15 protein-coding genes, 2 tRNA genes and 1 pseudogene are annotated in these 18,830 nt (G+C 49.0%); 16 read left to right on the top strand and 2 right to left on the bottom strand.

Going from position 1 to position 18,830, the window contains the following annotated elements:
* Positions 1-160 precede the first annotated feature (160 nt).
* Complete coding sequence (gene dnaA, locus BN348_RS00085; protein ID WP_040195443.1) at positions 161-1,501, bottom strand: chromosomal replication initiator protein DnaA; 1,341 nt, start codon at positions 1,499-1,501, stop codon at positions 161-163.
* A 705-nt stretch (positions 1,502-2,206) separates the two neighbouring features.
* Between dnaA and rpmH the strand changes: the two genes are divergently transcribed.
* The 13 genes and pseudogenes from rpmH to serS all read left to right on the top strand — a co-directional run bounded on the left by rpmH (position 2,207) and on the right by serS (position 15,293).
* Positions 2,207-2,341 carry a 50S ribosomal protein L34 gene (gene rpmH / locus BN348_RS00080; RefSeq protein WP_040195449.1) on the top strand — a complete coding sequence of 45 codons (135 nt, stop codon included), beginning with the start codon at positions 2,207-2,209 and terminating at the stop codon, positions 2,339-2,341.
* 30 nt (positions 2,342-2,371) lie between these two features.
* Complete coding sequence (gene rnpA / locus BN348_RS00075) at positions 2,372-2,722, top strand: ribonuclease P protein component (RefSeq protein WP_040195448.1); 351 nt, start codon at positions 2,372-2,374, stop codon at positions 2,720-2,722.
* Positions 2,723-2,926: pseudogene (gene yidD, locus BN348_RS00070) on the top strand (membrane protein insertion efficiency factor YidD); the annotation flags it as partial.
* Positions 2,927-3,194: 268 nt separating this feature from the next.
* The gene (gene yidC / locus BN348_RS00065; RefSeq protein ID WP_040195441.1) at positions 3,195-4,304 is read left to right on the top strand and encodes a membrane protein insertase YidC; all 1,110 of its coding nucleotides are present in this window, start codon (positions 3,195-3,197) and stop codon (positions 4,302-4,304) included.
* 86 nt (positions 4,305-4,390) lie between these two features.
* Positions 4,391-5,335, top strand: a complete 945-nt coding sequence (gene jag, locus BN348_RS12740; RefSeq protein ID WP_082020695.1) for an RNA-binding cell elongation regulator Jag/EloR — start codon at positions 4,391-4,393, stop codon at positions 5,333-5,335.
* Between the two features lie 517 nt (positions 5,336-5,852).
* Positions 5,853-6,278, top strand: coding sequence for a VOC family protein (locus BN348_RS00055; RefSeq protein ID WP_040195440.1), 426 nt, complete (start codon positions 5,853-5,855; stop codon positions 6,276-6,278).
* 114 nt (positions 6,279-6,392) lie between these two features.
* A complete protein-coding gene (gene mnmE, locus BN348_RS00050) occupies positions 6,393-7,766 on the top strand; it encodes a tRNA uridine-5-carboxymethylaminomethyl(34) synthesis GTPase MnmE (RefSeq protein WP_040195439.1) in 1,374 nt (457 codons plus the stop codon).
* A gap of 200 nt (positions 7,767-7,966) precedes the next feature.
* Positions 7,967-9,856, top strand: a complete 1,890-nt coding sequence (gene mnmG / locus BN348_RS00045; protein WP_156136345.1) for a tRNA uridine-5-carboxymethylaminomethyl(34) synthesis enzyme MnmG — start codon at positions 7,967-7,969, stop codon at positions 9,854-9,856.
* On the top strand, positions 9,843-10,559 hold the full coding sequence (rsmG, locus tag BN348_RS00040; RefSeq protein WP_040195437.1) for a 16S rRNA (guanine(527)-N(7))-methyltransferase RsmG: 717 nt from the start codon (positions 9,843-9,845) through the stop codon (positions 10,557-10,559). Before mnmG ends, rsmG begins: the two co-directional genes overlap by 14 nt.
* Before the next feature lie 181 nt (positions 10,560-10,740).
* Complete coding sequence (locus BN348_RS00035; RefSeq protein ID WP_082020694.1) at positions 10,741-11,607, top strand: ParB/RepB/Spo0J family partition protein; 867 nt, start codon at positions 10,741-10,743, stop codon at positions 11,605-11,607.
* 721 nt (positions 11,608-12,328) lie between these two features.
* The gene (locus tag BN348_RS00030) at positions 12,329-13,099 is read left to right on the top strand and encodes a ParA family protein (protein ID WP_040195444.1); all 771 of its coding nucleotides are present in this window, start codon (positions 12,329-12,331) and stop codon (positions 13,097-13,099) included.
* An 18-nt stretch (positions 13,100-13,117) separates the two neighbouring features.
* Positions 13,118-13,981 (top strand): ParB/RepB/Spo0J family partition protein, encoded by an 864-nt coding sequence (locus BN348_RS00025; RefSeq protein ID WP_040195436.1) that lies wholly within the window; start codon positions 13,118-13,120, stop codon positions 13,979-13,981.
* A gap of 37 nt (positions 13,982-14,018) precedes the next feature.
* Positions 14,019-15,293 (top strand): serine--tRNA ligase, encoded by a 1,275-nt coding sequence (serS, locus tag BN348_RS00020; RefSeq protein WP_040195435.1) that lies wholly within the window; start codon positions 14,019-14,021, stop codon positions 15,291-15,293.
* Between the two features lie 115 nt (positions 15,294-15,408).
* Here serS and BN348_RS13390 read toward each other — a convergent pair whose 3' ends face one another.
* The gene (locus BN348_RS13390; protein ID WP_082020693.1) at positions 15,409-15,660 is read right to left on the bottom strand and encodes a helix-turn-helix domain-containing protein; all 252 of its coding nucleotides are present in this window, start codon (positions 15,658-15,660) and stop codon (positions 15,409-15,411) included.
* Between the two features lie 378 nt (positions 15,661-16,038).
* On the opposite strand from BN348_RS13390, the gene guaB reads away from it, so the two are divergent.
* The 3 genes from guaB (at position 16,039) to BN348_RS00005 (ending at position 17,879) form a co-directional block, all read left to right on the top strand.
* Positions 16,039-17,511 carry an IMP dehydrogenase gene (gene guaB / locus BN348_RS00015; RefSeq protein ID WP_040195434.1) on the top strand — a complete coding sequence of 491 codons (1,473 nt, stop codon included), beginning with the start codon at positions 16,039-16,041 and terminating at the stop codon, positions 17,509-17,511.
* 202 nt (positions 17,512-17,713) lie between these two features.
* Positions 17,714-17,790: transfer RNA gene (locus tag BN348_RS00010), tRNA-Met, on the top strand.
* A 14-nt stretch (positions 17,791-17,804) separates the two neighbouring features.
* A tRNA-Glu gene (locus tag BN348_RS00005) sits at positions 17,805-17,879 on the top strand.
* Positions 17,880-18,830 lie beyond the last annotated feature (951 nt).

Genomic DNA, 18,830 nt, shown 5'->3' with positions numbered 1-18,830 from the left:
TTTGTGGAAAAGAAGATTTGTTATCGGGCTTTAGACACCTATGTTGAAAACTCTGTGGGAAAAGTTGAAAACTTATCGAAAACATATGGTGTTATGTAAACCTGTGTAACTGTGCTGAATCCGGCAGTGTAAAAGTTGGACTGTGGAAAGTGGAAAAGCATCAGTTGTCACGGATATTTTTGACGATATCCTCGACGGTTTCCTTAAATCTCGAATCGTGCGCCATATTTTTTTCAACCTGTTGAATCGCATATACCATCGTCGAATGGTCGCGGCCGGAGAACTCCTCCCCGATGGAGGACATCGACATCTGCGTGATCTCGCGGATGACATAGGCGGACACCTGACGGGCGGTCGATATCTGCGCGCTGCGCTTGTTGGAGCGCACATCGGAGGGGGAGACCCCGTAGGTGCGGGAAACCTCTGAGATGATGCGCTCGACCGTAACCGGGATTGGCTGGTTGTCATTCAGGATATCACGGATGGCGTTCTGTGCAATCGCGATGGAAGGCGGCGTGCCAGCCAGCAGCTTGTAGGCTTTGAGCTTTTTCACGGTGCCCTCCAGCTGGCGGATGTTGTTTTTGAGCCGGTTCGCAATGTACTCCGCAACCTCGTCCGGAATCTGGATGTCCAGAAGCTCGGCCTTGCGGCGGATGATCGCGATGCGGGTTTCGAAATCCGGCGGCTGTACATCGGCCAGAAGACCCCATTCAAACCGCGTGCGCAGCCTGTCTTCCAGGGTCTTGATTTCTTTTGGCGGCCGGTCGGAGGTCAGGACGATCTGCTTGTCGGCCTGGTACAGCTCGTTGAAGGTGTGGAAGAATTCTTCCTGTGTGCTCTCCTTTCCGCCGATAAACTGCACGTCGTCCATCAGCAGGACGTCGGCAAGGCGGTATTTGTCGCGGAACTGCCGGGTCGTCTCGGTCCGGATCGAATCGATCAATTCGTTCGTAAAGGTCTCTCCTTTTACGTAGACGATGTTCTTGTCCGGCTTGTTTTTGGCAATCTCCGAATGGATTGCATAGAGCAGATGGGTCTTTCCAAGTCCCGAAGCGCCGTAAATGAACAGCGGATTGTATGCGCCGGACGGATTGGCCGCAACGGCCAGAGAAGCGGCATGCGCGAATTTGTTCGACGAGCCAACGATGAAGGTGGAGAAGGTGAATTCATATTCCCCGCCCTGTGAGGATTTCTCGACCTGCTCCGGCGTGTACTTTTTCATGGCTTCATCGGCTTTTTTGCTGTCCAGCTTGTCTTCATCGCAGACCAGCTTGATCGCGACTTCAAAGCCGAGCACCGCATTGAAGGCGCGCTTTAAGAGTCCGACATATTTTTCGTCGATGATGTTTTTTTGAAATTCACTGCGTACATAGAGTGTCGCCGTGCCGTTTTCAAACCCAATCGGCTCAATACAGCTGATCCACAGGTTGTAGGCGACCTCACTGATCTCTCCCTTGCAATAATCGCAGACGGAACTGAATACCTGGCTAAAGGATTCCATCTATCAATATCCCCCTTTGTTCTCAACCGGTTTTTAGAGACAAAAAAAGAGAGGCTGAAAACATGTTTAATCTTCGTTCAAATTAAAAACTCCCAAGTTGAAAAGATTCGTTTTCAACAAACTCTAAACATCTGATATTTTAACATAAAACAAGTCCTATTTCAAGGTTTTCAACAGTCAAATTCATAGCAATTTATTATAGGAAGAAAGTGAACCGGAGAAATACAGAAAATGGACGATACGCATGAGTTCACTTTATACAATTTGTATAAAGTGAACCACACGAAACGTGGACAACGGCAATACATTGGACATTCAATAAAATCTAGCGTGTATGCAGGGGAAACCATCGTGGCGCATATCAGACTCCAGACAAAACCAAGGGATATATTTAAAAATGAATAAACGGAAGACTGCGGTTATAGATCTGTAACATCTGAATTTGTACGAAGCGGGAGGGTGTAAAAGGGAGAACGGCGATGGATACATGAGAAATACCGAAAAAATGGCGGATAGATGTAATTATGACTTGACAAACTGCCACTGTGTAGTTTATACTAATAGACAATTGACAATTCCTAAGAGGTCAGCGGCCTGCAGCCCATGGAAAGATGCCGGTTTTTTTGGAAAATCAGCGCCTTTTTACAGGCTGGAAGCCAGAATATATATTATCTTTTTCATGAATTGGAAGGAGGTTTATTCGACATGTGGAGAACTTATCAGCCGAAGAAGATCCATAGAAAGAAAGAGCACGGCTTCAGAAAAAGAATGAAGGACCGCAATGGTAGAAAAGTGCTTGCGCGCAGAAGAGCAAAAGGCAGAAAAAGACTGACTCACTAATTGGATGGTCCGCTTTTTCGAAGGGACTTTATGTTGCTTACATTAAATGAAAATAAAGATTTCCGCCGCATCTATGCGAGGGGAAAAAGCATGGCGCATCCGATTCTGGTCACCTATGCGATGAGAAACCGTCTGGGCATTACCCGGTACGGCGTCACGACCAGCAAAAAAATCGGAAAAGCTGTCAAACGCAACCGGGCAAGAAGGATTATCAAGGCGGCTGTGCAGCTACAGCCCCATCTGCCCTGTGGTTACGACTTGATCTTTGTTGCCCGTGCGAGGACAACCAAAGTGAAGAGTACCGACATTTTTTATGTGATGAAAAAGCAGATAAAAATGTTGACGCAAGAAGAGAATTACCCATCAGGTGGTAAACTTTAAATGAAGAGGATTTTTTTAGCCCTTATTCAGTTTTACAGGAAAGCAGTATCACCCTATAAATCTCCTTGTTGTAGGTTTCAGCCAACCTGCTCCTCATATGCTTTTCAAGCGATTTCTCGTTTTGGAGCTTTGAAGGGCGGGCTACTTGCGTTGTATCGAATTCTTCGGTGCAACCCCTGGTGCAAATGGGGTTATGATCCGGTTCCGAAAACGCTTCGCTGGCGGGATATCTTCAAAAGCCGGATCAAAAAAGAGGACCACAACCAGATGCATCCGAACCGGACAGACCTGCTGCCCGGTGAATCATCGTGAAATCTGCAGACGATGGATAAGGAAACAGATCCTTAGCCCTGTCGACGGCGCGCAGGCGGCTTGTTTGGGACAAGCGGAAGATGAGCCTGAGGATTGGAAGCGTGCGGCCGTCTTTGTTGTATACCTATATTTATAAAGATACAGGAGGTTTATACCTTACATGAACCAAATTATCGCAGTTATCGGTTATCCTTTGGGATGGGTGATGTGGCTGTGTTACCAGATTGTCAACAATTATGGTTTCGCCCTGATCCTGTTCACCATATTGCTGAAGCTTGTTGTTTTCCCTCTTTCATTAAAACAGCAGAAATCCACGGCCAAAATGGCAATCGTCCGCCCGAAGATGGCGCAGCTTCAGAAGATGTATGCGAAAAACCCGGAAAAGCTGAACGAGGAGCAGATGAAGCTGTACAAGGAAAACGGCATCAGTCCGTTTGCCGGCTGTCTGCCGACCTTGATCCAGTTTCCGATTCTGTTCGGACTGATCAACGTCATCTACAATCCGCTGAGCCATATCGTAAGGCTCTCTTCGGACGTCATTGAAAAGGCCGCAACCATTGCGCAGACTGTACTTGGAGATGCCGTAAAGGTGGTCATGGAAAATGGATCGCTTGCTACGGACGCGCAGATCAACATCATCAACGCAGTGGACAAGGACCCGTCGGCATTCGGTTCGCTCGGACAGGATATTGTGAACAGGATTCAGCATTTGGATTTATCCTTCTTCGGCATGAATCTGGCGGACAAGCCGAGCTTTAACTTCAACCTTTTGATCATCCTGCCGATTCTGGTTGTCGTCACCTCGCTGCTGCTCAGCCTGATGACCACCCGCATGAACAGCGCGCTGTATGAAGGACAGCAGGGATGCTCGATGAAGGTCATGATGTTTGTTATGCCGCTGATGATGGCCTGGTTCACCTTCCAGGTACCGGCAGGCGTCGGCGTTTACTACGTCATTACCAACCTCCTGATGATGCTGCAGACCTTTATTCTAAATAAAATACACAATCCGGCCCTCATTGCCGAACAGGCAAGGCTGGAAGCGGAGGAACAGGCGGAACGCGAGAAGCAGGAACGCATCGAGGCGCGAAAGCGTGCGCAGGAGGAACAGAAGGAACGGGCCAAAAACGGACAGGGGAAAAAGCCCGTCGATGAAAAGGCACTGACTCAGAAAGAAATCAATAAACGCAAACTTGCCGAGGCAAGACGCAGGGATGCGGAGAGATACGGCGAAGAATATATCGAAGTGACCGATGAAGACCTCAAATAAAGATACAGATTTATCGGAATGAAAAGAGCTCCCCACGGGGGATGACGAATACGATCTATGTGAAAGAAAAAGGCGGTGCAAAGCAGTTGAAGAAAGAATTCATTCAGACGGGACGCACAGTTGACGAAGCGACACAGTTGGCTTGTGAATCTTTGGGAGTTTCACGCGATGAGGTTGAAGTGCAGATTCTGGAACTGCCGAAGAAGGGGTTGTTCGGAAATTTAAAGGTTCCCGCAAAAATTTCCGTCACCTATGAGGTTTCTAAGGTCAAAACAGCGGTACAGTATATCGAACAGATCCTGACCAACATGGGTATCCGGGATTTTGAAATCAAGGTCAAGGAAGAGGAGGAATCGGCGGAGATTTCTCTCGAGGGACCGGATCTCGGCGTTGTGATTGGACGCCGGGGCGAGACGCTGGATGCCATCCAGTATCTGTGCAGCCTGGTTGCGAACAGAGAAACCGGCGAGTATTTCCGCATCACCATCGACAGCGGCGATTTCCGGCAGAAACGGGAGAAGACGCTGGAGAATTTGGCAAAGAAACTGGCAAACAACGCGCTGAAGTCTGGACGCAGCATCACGCTCGAACCGATGAATCCCTATGAGCGCAGAATCATCCATTCGACAGTCGGTAAGATCAATGGCGTAACATCCACCTCCATTGGGGATGAGCCAAACCGCCGTGTTGTGATCAGTTCGACGGTAAAACGGCCGCCGAGACCGAACAACAAACGGCCGGGAGGACCTGGCAGTCCGGGAGGAAAACGCCCGTATCCGAATAAGGGCGGTGCGCCGCGCGGCAAGGGAGGTCCAAGGCCGCCCAGAAACCACAATATGAAGACCTCTACCAGTTTGGGGAATGAAATCAAGACGCGGGAAAACGCGTTTTCACAGCCACAGCCTCAGTCTCAGCCGCCGCGTCCTCAGATGCAGTCTCAGCCACCGCGGCAGCCGCAGACACCGGAACGCAAATCCGTTCCAACCGAAGCGGCGGATAAGCCGTTGTATTCAAAGATCGATATCGATTAATCAAAATCGGCCTTCAGGCTGATGGAATAAGCAAAACGACTCGTGTTTTATGCCGAGCGCAAAACCTCCGCCTTCAGCATTTGCGTAAGGCGGAGGTCTTTTTCTTGATGTCCATGTGGCATTCGCAGATTACTTTTACAGGGAAGTATTTATGGATTTGAAATGGAGATCATCATGATATGCCAAATAGGGATGTTTTTTACTTAAAAGTGCACTTCCCTGATGATTGCTCGGTTCGTTTATATTAGCTTCAAGGAGCGGTTGGCCATATAGAAAAAACAATTACCTGAAGGAAGTGAAGCACTTCTTAAAAAGAAATCGTGATAATCTGAATGAACCGCAGTTTCACAGTTCAATAGGTGGTGAAGAGGACAAGCACAGAAATGCATGGAAAATCCTTTTATGCCTTCACACCCTGAAAACCGAAGATGTGAAGTTCCATAATGGTGTGCAAATAATCAGTGCTGAATGCGGCGTTGATATTGCTGTCAAATAGATAACGGGAGGTATGAACATCATGAATACCGAGTTGAAAATCAAAATGTACGCATTTACATTGGATTGTGAAAATCCGTATGAATTGGCAAAATTCTATGCAGCATTGCTGCATTGGGAAATACCGTTTTATGACGAAGATTGGGCATGCTTGGGCGCGCCGGGAACCAATCAGGGAGCGTATCCTGGTATCGTGTTTCAGCGCAATCCTGCATATAAGCCGCCTGTGTGGCCGGAAAAGCCGGAAGCGCAGCAGCAGATGGCACATCTGGACTTCGCCGTGAATGATTTGGAGAAGGCGGTCCAATATGCGGTGGATTGTGGCGCAGTCATTGCAGAAGAGCAGTTTTCTGATGGTTGGAGGGTGATGTTTGACCCAGCCGGTCACCCTTTTTGCCTGTGTCAGATGAAACCCATGATCGAGAGTCCCCATTTCGCGTTGTTGTAGACATCATTGAATTCCGGTTTCAATACCGGCTAAGCGGGGAATAGCTGTACGGCATTGGTGAACCACGTTTTTTTATCATCCATCAGTCTTTAAATATAATGGGGAGGGGATCATATGACAGGAGAGCAGGCTACCATTGCAGCGATCTCCACGCCGATGGCGGCAGGCGGACTGGGGGTCGTCCGCATATCAGGACCGGAAGCGCTGCAGATTGCGGCACGGGTGTTTCGACCGGTTGGAACACGCACCATCCAAAATGTGGATGGATATACCGGTATTTTTGGAAGAGTGTTTGATCGTGCCGGGGATATCGATGAAGCGGTAGCGCTTGTCTTCCATGGCCCGAAAAGCTATACCGGGGAGGATGTCGTGGAGTTATCCTGTCACGGCGGTTTGTATCTGCTGCAGCGGCTGCTGCGTGCCATACTGGATGCCGGAGCAGCCCCGGCAGGCCCGGGAGAATTCACCAAGCGTGCGTTTTTAAACGGCAAGCTTGGACTGACCCAAGCCGAAGCCGTGATGGACCTGATCTCAGCGCAGGGAAAACAGGCATCCCGATCGGCGCTGGCCGCACATGACGGTGTCTTGTATCAAAAAATTGATGCGGTCAAGTCCCGTCTTATCACGCTGGGCGGGCACATTTCCGCCTGGATCGACTATCCGGAAGAGGACATCGAGGCGCTCGAGATGGACAGCCTCAGTCAGGAATTGCGTGGTATGCAGGTGTCCCTGCAGAAGCTTCTGGACAGCTTTGAGATTGGAAAGCTGCTCCGGGAGGGGATTGACACGGCCATCATCGGCAAACCGAACGTCGGAAAGTCCACTTTGATGAACCTGCTCGCAGGGGAACAGAAGAGCATCGTGACCGACATCCCAGGGACCACGCGGGATGTCGTGGAGGATACCGTGCGCCTGGGCGATCTGGTGCTGCGTTTGGCCGATACGGCCGGCATTCGGACAACGGATGACCCGGTGGAAAAACAGGGGGTACGGCTCGCGCAGAAACGGCTGGAATCCGCGTCGCTGGTGCTTGGGGTCTTTGACAATGCGGACGAACTGACCGAGCATGATATTCAGTTGATCGAGCGGATCAAGGAACGTCCTGCGGTGGCGGTCATCAACAAGGCTGATCTGCTCAAAAAGTTAGACATTGAGTATATCAAAGATCATATTCAACATATCGTTATGATTTCAGCGTCGACGGGAGATGGTTTAGAGGAACTGATCGAAGCGATCCGCGAGGTTTTACAGTTGAACCATCTGGATGAGCAGGCCGCGATGCTGTCGACCGAGCGGCAGAGGAACTGTACACAGCGCGCACTGCAGTCAATCGGCGAAGCCATCGATGCGCTGACAACCGGTATGACACTGGACGCTGTGGACGTTTGCCTGGAGGATGCGGTCAGCGCTCTGCTTGAACTGACTGGTGAACGGGTGACCGATGTTGTGGTGGATGAGGTGTTTTCTCATTTTTGTGTTGGTAAATAGAATATAATCCTAAATACAATATATTCAACCTTATAATGGGTAATAATGGGGTGTTAACCCGGACTTTGAACCAAGTTTTCAACTTATTAACGTAGTATAAGTTGAAAACTTGGTTCAAACGGTGCAAAAGTAGTCGTTGGTTTTGAGATAGATTGGGTGGAAAACCACAGGGAGAGGTGCAGTTGGTGTTGGAGTATTTTGTGGAAAACTATGATATCGCGGTCATTGGAGCCGGACACGCCGGAGTGGAAGCCGCGTTGGCAGCTTCCCGGCTTGGGATGAAGACCGTTATCTTTACCATATCGCTGGACGGGATCGCGAATATGCCCTGCAATCCGTCGATCGGCGGAACCGCAAAGGGACATCTGGTGCGTGAGATCGATGCGCTCGGCGGGGAGATGGGCAGGACAGCGGATGAGACGTTCATCCAGAGCAGGATGCTCAACCGGGGCAAAGGCCCTGCAGTGCACAGCCTGCGTGTCCAGTCCGACCGCGAACGGTATCATGTCGTGATGAAACACAAGCTTGAAAAGCAGCAGAATTTGAGCATCAAGCAGGCGGAGATCGTCGATATCCGCCTGAACCAGGAGGGATGTGTGTCCGAGGTGGTCACCGCGCTCGGGGCGGTTTACGGGGTCAAGGCTGCGGTCATCTGCAGCGGGACCTATTTGAAGGGCACCATCTATGTGGGAGACGCCGCCTATTCGAGCGGTCCGGACGGTATGCATGCCGCAAACCGGCTCAGTGCGCATCTCAAGGAGCTTGGCGTGACGCTTCGCCGGTTTAAAACCGGAACCCCGGCCAGGGTACTGCGCAGCAGCATCGACTTTGAGAAGCTGGAGGTGCAGCGGGGAGATGAGCCGATAGTGCCGTTCTCCTTTGAAACCGATGCGAATACGCTTGAAAACCGTGCGGTATGCCATATCGCCTATACGAACCAGAAGACTCATCAGGTGATCGAGGACAATCTGCACCGTTCGCCGCTGTACGGCGGCAAGATAGAGGGAATCGGCCCGCGCTACTGTCCAAGCATCGAGGACAAGGTTGTGCGGTTCTCCGACAAGCCGCGGCATCAGATCTTTGTTGAGCCGCTGGGACTGGAGACGGAGGAGATGTACCTGCAGGGGATGTCCTCCTCACTGCCTGAGGATGTGCAGATCAGCATGTACCGTACCATTGAGGGATTTGAACGGCTTCAGATCATGCGCAACGCCTATGCGATTGAATATGACTGCTGTGATCCGCTCGAATTGTATCCGACGCTGGAATTCATCCGAATTCCGGGGCTGTACGGCGCGGGCCAGTTTAACGGGACCTCCGGCTATGAGGAGGCGGCCGCACAGGGGCTGATCGCTGGCATCAACGCCGCATTGAAGATAAAACAGAAGGAACCGCTGGTGCTGGACCGCGCAAGCTCCTACATCGGCACGCTGATCGATGATCTGACCACCAAGGGCTGTACCGATCCCTACCGCATGATGACCTCGCGCAGTGAGTTCCGCTTGATTCTGCGCCAGGACAATGCGGATGAACGCCTGACGCCGACGGGATACCGGCTAGGACTCATCTCCGAGGAGCGATACCGGCGGTTCGAAGAAAAGCAGAGATTGATCGCTCAGGAGAAACAACGCGTGTCCAAATACACGGTATCACCCTCAGAAGCGCTCCAGAAGCTGCTGGTTTCACGTGAAACAGCGCCGGTAACCTCCGGTGTCAAGCTGATCGAACTGATCCGGCGTCCTCAGCTCAGCTACGACGATCTCGCTCCATTTGATCCGCAGAGACCTGATTTGCCATGGGAAGTGACAAATCAGGTCGAAATCCAGATCAAATACGAGGGCTATATCAAAAAGCAGCTGGCAAGCGTCGCGCAGATGCGCCGGCTGGAGAGCAAACCATTGCCGAAGGAGCTCGATTATCAGCAGATTGACGGCCTGCGGCTGGAAGCGCGGATGAAGCTCAGTCAGATCCGCCCGCTGAATATTGGACAGGCGTCGCGAATCTCCGGCGTGAATCCGGCGGACATCAATGTGCTGCTGATCTATCTGGAGACACACAGAAAGAAGGAGGAAGAACATGAAGCCGATTGATTATTTGATCGAGCAATCCGACCGGTACGGCATCCTCTACGCACAGAAGCAGCTGGATATGTTTGAAGTGTATGCAGACAAGCTGCTTGAATGGAATCAGAAGATGAATCTGACGGCGATCACCGATCCGCAGGAGATCATGGTGAAGCATTTTCTGGACAGCCTGCTTCTGCTGACCGTCGTGCACCTGCCGAAGGGAGCGAAGTTGATCGATGTGGGCACCGGAGCGGGATTTCCGGGTATGGCTTTGAAGATTATGCGGCCGGACCTGCGCGTCACGCTGCTGGACAGCCTGCAGAAACGGTTGACCTTCCTGCAGGTACTCGCCGATGAACTCGGCATTCCGGATATCGAATATCTGCATGCCCGCGCGGAAGATGCGGGACGCAATCCAGCGCACCGTGAACAGTATGATTTTGCGGTTTCCCGCGCAGTGGCAAATCTCAGGGAGCTGAGTGAATACTGCCTGCCGCTCGTCAGGCAGGGAGGCTATTTCATCTCCTATAAGGGATATGAAATGGAGGAAGAAGCTGCGCAGGCGGAGAAGGCAGTCGAAATATTGGGCGGCAGGCTGGAGCATGTCGAAAAACTGGAGCTGCCGGGAGACAACAAGAGATCACTCTTGTTTATCAAAAAGATATCGCAAACTTCGTCAAGATTCCCCAGAATGCCTGCAAAGATTGCTAAAAATCCGATTATATGAGTGCAAAATGTGTCAAATAAAATCCAATAATTTACAAATTAGTAGATGGAAAATACTAGCAATTTATGCATACCTGTGATATACTATAACCATAGTAAGGAAAAGAACTTACTATGGTTATTCTTTTTTCCATCTGCGGCATCGGGACATCAAGTCCCCGTTATAAGGGGTGCCGCTGAGGATGGAGATTAACCTCTCATTCTGTAATGAGGGAAGTGATCGTATTGTAGGAATATTTTCAAAAGAAAAGGTCATCAATAAAGTACTGCTGATTGACAGCAGTCTGATCATTCCGAATCCCTCACAGCCAAGAAAATTCTTTGAAGAATATGAACTGATCAGCCTATCCGAGAGCATCAAAAGCAATGGCATTCTGCAGCCGTTGACTGTGCGCCGGTTGGACAACGGACGGTTCGAATTGATTGCCGGGGAGCGGCGGCTCAAAGCGTCCAAGCTGGCGGGCCTTACACAGGTGCCCTGCATTGTCATCTCCGCCGATGAACGGCAGTCCGCCATTCTCGCGTTGATCGAGAACCTGCAGAGGCAGGACCTCAATATGTTTGAGGAGGCGGCGGCGATTCAGCAGTTGATCGACGACTGGGGCGTCACACAGGAGGAAGCCTCCAAGCGTCTCGGGAAAGCACAGTCCACCATTGCAAACAAGCTGCGGCTGCTGAAATTATCCGAAGCAGTGCAGGAGATGATCAACAAGCATGGTTTGACAGAACGGCATGCAAGGGTGCTTCTCAAGCTGCCGGATGAAATGCTGCAGAGAAAAGCACTGCAAACCATCATATCAAATCAGTACAATGTCAAACAGAGTGAGGGATATGTGGAACAACTGCTTGAAGAACTCTCTCATCAAAACAAACGCAAGCCACATCGGCAATTGATTGTCAAGGATGTCAGATTATTTCTCAACACGATTTCGAAGGCTGTAGAAACCATGGTACAGTCCGGAATCCAGGCCGTCACAACCACGCAGGAAATCGACGGGTACATAGAATATGTGGTGCGTATCCCGAAGAGTTCCCAGTATAAGCGTTAGACCGGCCTGTCATGTTATGCGTGCAAGTAAATTTTATATACTCTAAAACTCCCTTAGCTGATTTTAAGCAGAAAGGCGCTGGACGCAAGTCCGGCGCCTTTCTGTTTGTAATACAAAAACCTGCATTTGTTCCACGTGAAACATATAAAAATCTTTGAACGCGTTGCTTTATACCCTGCTGAGAAGAATTTATACGATAACCACCGATACAATTGAAATTGTAATGTTGCGTGTAGAAATGACACCCGGATGATAATCTATTTGCGGTTTGACGAAATCTATGGCGTAGATGACAACAGTTGGAATCGATGTTCTGGGTAAACGGGTATCCATCGATTATTATGAAATGCTAAGTCGTCAATGTATGCAATGTAATGACCAATATCATTACATGCAATCGCTATCATTTGATAGATTGGTCTTTTCGTGACCTCGCACGACAATGGATATTTTCTGCATCAATTGAAGTCGTTGTTTCACGTGAAACAATATGCGGTATGTAGAATTTATGGGAACTCATACCCTTTATAAAGACATCGTAAACAACATTCTCATAGAGATCTCAAACCAGGGTTAAATGTTTCACGTGGAACAAAATTTATGGAGAACCGGGTAAAATGGTTTGATCTTTACGTTGTTCCGTGCTATAATAACAGATAGTAAGACATCCTGGTGATATGGGACAGGCCAGAACGAATAAATGTTGGGATATGATGCATCAATGGCAAAGATTCTGTCAATTGTAAATCAAAAGGGCGGTGTGGGAAAGACGACCACTGCCGTCAATTTAACGGCGTCTCTGGGACGCATGGGGAAGAAAATTCTGTTGATTGATATGGACCCGCAGGGCAATGCAACCAGCGGATTCGGCATCAACAAACGCAATGTTATCCTGTCCACCTATGATCTGATTCTGGGATTGGTCAAGGTGGATGAAATGCTGCTAAAAACAGAGTATGAGAATGTGGATGTGCTGCCCTCCAACATGGCGCTGGCGGGTGCGGAAATTGAACTGGTCGAGCTCCAGAACCGACACGACCGGCTCAAACAGGCCATTGTATCGGTAAAAGACCGATATGACTACATCTTCATCGACTGCCCCCCCTCGCTGGGGCTCATTACGCTGAATGCGCTGTCGGCGAGCGATTCCATCCTGGTGCCGATTCAGTGTGAATATTATGCATTGGAGGGGCTTTCGCAGCTGATGGCCACCATCCGGCAGATCAAGCGGCTGTACAACCCGCATATCGAGATCGAAGGGGTGCTGCTGACGATGTATGACGGCAGGCTGAATCTCAACCTGCAGGTTATGGAGGAAGTCAAGAAATTCTTCCCGAAAAAGGTGTACGCGACGCCGATCCCCAGGAATGTGCGCCTGTCGGAGGCTCCAAGCTATGGACAACCAGTGATCTATTTTGACAAATACTCCAAAGGAGCCAAGGCGTATGAGGACTTGGCGGAAGAATTCTTAAAAAAACAGGATGAAATCTGAGGAAGGGAGGCGTTTTGATTGGCAGCAGGTAAAAAAAGTGGCTTGGGTAAGGGACTGGATGCGCTTTTTGCGGACAACAAGTCCGAGGATGTCGTGGTATCAACCATACGCATCTCTGAAATAGAACCAAACCGGGATCAGCCGCGCAAGGATTTCGATGAAAATGCGCTGGCAGAGCTTGCGGACTCCATCCGGGAGCACGGTGTTCTGCAGCCGCTGGTGGTTCGTCCATTGTCCTCCGGAAGCTATCAGCTGGTGGCTGGGGAGCGCAGATGGCGGGCGTCCAGGATGGCGGGCTTGACCGAGGTGCCGGTGGTCGTCAAGGAATTGACCGATACACAGTGCATGGAAATTGCGCTGATTGAGAATCTGCAGCGGGAGGACCTGAATCCGATTGAAGAAGCATTGGGATACCGCACATTGATGGATCAGCATCATTTTACGCAGGAGGAGCTGTCCAAACGGATAGGAAAGTCGCGCCCCACCATCGCCAACGCGATTCGGCTGCTGAAGCTGCCGGACAGGGTTGTGCGGCTGGTACAGAACGGCGATATTTCCAGCGGACATGCCCGCGCGCTGCTGAGTTTTGAGGATGAAGAGATCATTTTGAAGCTGGCAGGCGAAATTGTCAAGAAGGGCCTCTCTGTTAGAGAGGTTGAAAAGCTTGCGCAGAAGTACGGTCAAAAGGAGAAACTGAAGGTAACGCAGAAGAAGGATACCTTCTATGATGAGATGCAGATTGCTTTGACGCATGAGCTTGGCAGGAAGATCAAGATCAATGTCAGCAAAGGGGACAAAGGAACCCTGCAGATCGATTTTTACAACAAAGAGGAGTTAGCCGATATTGCGGAACGCCTGACCGGCGAGCATGCGGAATTTTAAGATAGAGGAAATTAAAGATAAAAGGAGTACGACAGAGATGTTGGATATCAAGGTAATCAGAAGCAATCCGGATATGGTCAAACAGGCGATGAAGAATCGCAACAGCGATATGGATGATAGAATCGACGAGATTCTCGCGATTGACGAGCAGCGCCGTCAGGTCAATGCACAGGCGGATCAGCTCAAGGCCAAGCAGAACCAGGCGAGCAAGCAGATCCCGCGCATCCGCAAGGAGGGCGGCGATGTGGACGCCATTATGGCGGAGATGAAACAGATTTCCGAACAGGTCAAGGCCTGTGACGCGCAGATCACGGATCTGGAAGAGAAGCAGCGCAGCATCCTGTATGCCATCCCGAATATTCCGAATGAGAGCGTGCCAATTGGCAAGGATGACACAGAAAATGTCGAAATCCGCCGCAACGGAACCCCGCGGGAATTCACCTTCGAACCCAAAGCGCACTGGGATCTGGGCAAGGAGCTGGATATCCTCGATCCGGAGACCGCGGCGAAGGTTACGGGAAGCCGGTTCCACTTCCTGAAAGGGGCCGGTGCAAGGCTGGAACGCGCCATCATCAACTTCTATTTGAATACCCATACCAGCCGCGGCTATCAGGAGATTTTCCCGCCGTTTATCGCGAACCGCGCATCGATGACCGCTACCGGCCAGCTTCCGAAATTTGAAGAGGATGCGTTTAAACTGTACAACAACAACGATTATTTCCTGATCCCAACGGCCGAAGTGCCGGTGACCAACATGTATCGCGATGAGATTTTAGATGGCAGCAAGCTGCCGCTGCGATACTGCGCATATTCCGCCTGCTTCCGCGCAGAGGTCGGCAGCGCCGGCAGAGATACGCGCGGCGTCATCCGTCAGTATCAGTTCAATAAGGTGGAACTGGTCAAATTTGTGAAGCCGGAAGAATCCTATCAGGAACTGGAAAAATTGACAAATGATGCTGAATACGTTCTGCAGCAGCTGAAGCTGCCGTACCGCGTGGTTGCGCTGTCAACCGGCGATTTGGGCTTCAGCAGCGCGAAGACCTATGATATCGAGGTCTGGATGCCGTCCTATGACCGCTATCTGGAGATTTCCAGCTGTTCCAACTTCGAGGATTATCAGGCGCGCCGCGGACAAATCCGCTTCAAGAACAGCCCGAAGGAAAAAGCGCAGTTTGTCCATACGCTGAATGGCTCCGGAGTCGCAATCGGACGGACCGTAGCAGCCATCATGGAAAATTATCAGAATGAAGACGGAAGCATCACTGTTCCTGAAGTCCTCAGAGATTTCATGGGTATGGATGTCATTCGATAGGAAATATCATACGAAGAACAAGCTGGGCATTCCAGCTTGTCCAAAATGAAAACAGCGGTGTGGAAACTGATTCCATACCGCTGTCTTCTTATAATAATACCCATGATGTGTTACATTATAAATGATACCTGTTTGATTTGTTGCGTTTTGCAGAAGTATGAGGGACGATATCATCCGTAAAATCAAGCAGATAATCTACACTGGTTCCATAATATGCGGCCAGTTTTATAAGCAGCGTGATGGTCCACTCTATTTTACCAGTTTCATATTTGGAATAGGTAGACTGTGTCATATTCAAATAAGCAGCAATTTCCCGCTGACTTTTGTCATGAATGACTCGAAGTTCTTTAATGTGTTTATAAATCATCTTTTATCACCATATCCATCATAACACAATCACAGGAATACCAATGGTATTTTGATCATATTGTTCTAAAATACCGGCGTTAGGCACGGTTATAAAGAAATGTATCTAAAGATGGTCCGAGCATCGGAAAAAGCGATGAATATCCTAATTGCAGCGCAGCGGGAATGTGAAGAGCTTTATCTTGCGGCATCATCCAGTTGTCAAAGCAAGACGGAGATCGTAAAAATAAGGAGTAAACGCCGCATTCGCACTCCCATTTAATTTCTGTGAAATCTGCCTAAAAAAGTGGGAAGATATTTTACAGAATACCTATTGCATCCATCAGATAAAAGTGATAGAATAGTAAAAATATAATAATGGGAAAAGGAGTATGATAGGATGTTAAACACGGATTTTTCGAGTAAGTTTGTAAAAGAAGGCCTTACCTTTGACGACATTTTATTGATCCCCGCAAAATCGGACATTCTTCCAAAGGACTGTGAATTGGGCATCACATTGGCCGATGGAATCCATCTGAACACCCCGATCATGACCGCTGCGATGGATACGGTTACGGAATTCCGGATGGCGATTGCCATTGCGCGGGAAGGCGGAATCGGTATTATCCATAAGAATATGAGCATTGAACAGCAGGCCGATGAAGTGGACCGTGTAAAAAGAAGTGAAAACGGCGTTATTGTCAATCCTTTCTCCTTAACCCCGGAGCATTATGTGTATGATGCGAACGAGCTGATGAGCAAATATAAGATTTCCGGTGTGCCGATCGTGGAAGAGGGCAAGCTGGTCGGCATTCTGACCAACCGTGACCTGCGTTTCATGACCGATTTCGATATTCAGATCAAGGAGGTCATGACCAAGGAGCATCTGGTCACCGCTCCGGTCAACACCACATTGGAGCAGGCACAGGAGATTTTAAGGCAGCATAAGATCGAAAAGCTGCCGCTCGTAGACGACAATGGCATGCTGAAGGGCCTGATCACGATCAAGGATATCGAAAAGGCTGTCCAGTATCCGAATTCCTCGAGAGATTCCCGCGGAAGGCTGCTGTGCGGCGCAGCCATCGGTGCGACAAACGATGTACTGGACCGTGCGCAGGCGCTGGTCAATGAACAGGTCGATCTGCTGGCATTGGATTCCGCGCATGGACACAGCCAGAACATCATCAACTGTGTAAAAAAGGTCAAGGCGGCGTTTCCGCACGTCCCGCTGATGGCGGGTAACGTGGCTACCGCTGAAGCGTGTGAAGCGTTGATACAGGCCGGCGCGGATATCATCAAGGTGGGCATCGGTCCTGGATCAATCTGCACCACCCGCGTGGTTGCAGGCATCGGTGTCCCGCAGATCACGGCGGTGTTTGATGCGGCCTGCATGGCGCAGAAATACGGCATCCCGGTCATTGCGGACGGCGGCATCAAATATTCCGGCGATATTGTCAAAGCTCTGGCGGCAGGCGCGAGCGCCGTCATGCTCGGCTCCTTGTTTGCCGGATGTGAGGAAAGCCCGGGCGAAAAGGAAATATACCAGGGCAGAAGCTTCAAAACCTATCGCGGCATGGGAAGCCTGGCAGCGATGGGAAAAGGCAGCAAGGACCGTTATTTCCAGGAAGACAACAAGAAGTTTGTACCCGAAGGCGTCGAAGGCCGCGTCCCATACAAAGGCATGCTGTCGGAATCCGTATATCAGCTGATGGGCGGCCTGAAGGCCGGCATGGGCTACTGCGGATGCAAGACCATCCCGGAGCTGCATGAGAAGGCGCAGTTTGTAAAGATCACCGGCGCGGGACTGAAAGAAAGCCATCCGCACGACATCTATATCACGAAGGAAGCGCCGAACTATTCGGTCAATCCATAATAAGAGCATAAATTAAGCCGTCCAGGACAGTGGTTTCAGGGGGAACCAGCCGGACGGCTTATTCAATTCTTCAAAGATGGAAGGGTTCGGGCATAATCGCCGTGATTTGAGAAAAACTAAGAAAAAGATCAAAAAAGGTATTGACAGAATCCATTTTTTATTATATAATATAGCTCGTTCGGTACTGTACCGAGGTCAATATGGCGGTATAGCTCAGCTGGCTAGAGCATTCGGTTCATACCCGGAGTGTCGTTGGTTCAAGTCCAACTACCGCTACCATTTATTTTTTATACGGCCCGTTGGTCAAGCGGTTAAGACACCGCCCTTTCACGGCGGTAACACGAGTTCGATTCTCGTACGGGTCACCAAAAAAGCGCACAGATGCAAATCTGTGCGCTTTTTCTATTGTGTCATTTTGTTTAAGAAACAATTTATTCTCATTATAATAGAATACGCGGCATTGCAAATTTTAAATTTGCAATGCCGCGTATAAAGAAACCAAAAATAGTTATATATGCTATTTCAATCCACAATAATTAAGAAAGTAATTATTGACTAATATAGTATAACAGAATCTAATTGAATATTCAATACCATAATATCACTTGGCACAAGTGATATTTGCGGCACATAATATGCATAGAATTGAAAATATGCTTTTCAGCATCTATAAATACGTTCTGGTTAAAATTTGAAAAATTACTTGATTTCTAGCAAAAGATGTGATATTATAAACCGTACAGACACAAAAAGGAATGCACATCGAAGAATAGGAGGCAACCTTTCTTTCGATGTGCATCTGAAGAGACACAAGTTCTTCTTGATTAATGACGATATAATTGTAAATGGTTTTAGAAGGATTGTCAACACCTTCAGACAAATTGCTGCGCAAATTAGGGAGGAAAAATTGCGTACCCTTTCTGTGTTATTTATAGAAAGGAGAAAGGGAAATGACTGTAGTAATAAAAGTTATGGCATCTATTAAATTTGATGGGATTAAACATCGATGCAAGTTGGTTAATAAGCTTGTTAAGGTGTTTACAGATATCTTTAAGTAGAAATAATAGATTGAAACCTCCGCTGATCCAGCGGAGGTTTCAATACCATTCGTGTAATACAAAGCATATTTCATTAATCGTAAAAAAGTTGAAAAAAGGGGTTGACTTCACTTCATATACGTGCTATAATATAAAAGCTGTCTGAGAGAGATACAAAAACCGACAAAAAGTGATCACAAAGATCAAAAAAGTTGGAGAAAATACTTGACAAGACAGAGAAAACATGGTATAATAAAAACCTACTGTGGAAACAGTAGACAA

The sequence above is a fragment of the Candidatus Soleaferrea massiliensis AP7 genome, from assembly GCF_000820765.1.
Classification (GTDB): Bacteria; Bacillota; Clostridia; order Oscillospirales; family Ruminococcaceae; genus Soleaferrea; species Soleaferrea massiliensis.
The sequence above is the reverse complement of the archived record's forward strand: the minus strand, read 5'-3'. Positions and strand labels throughout refer to the sequence as shown.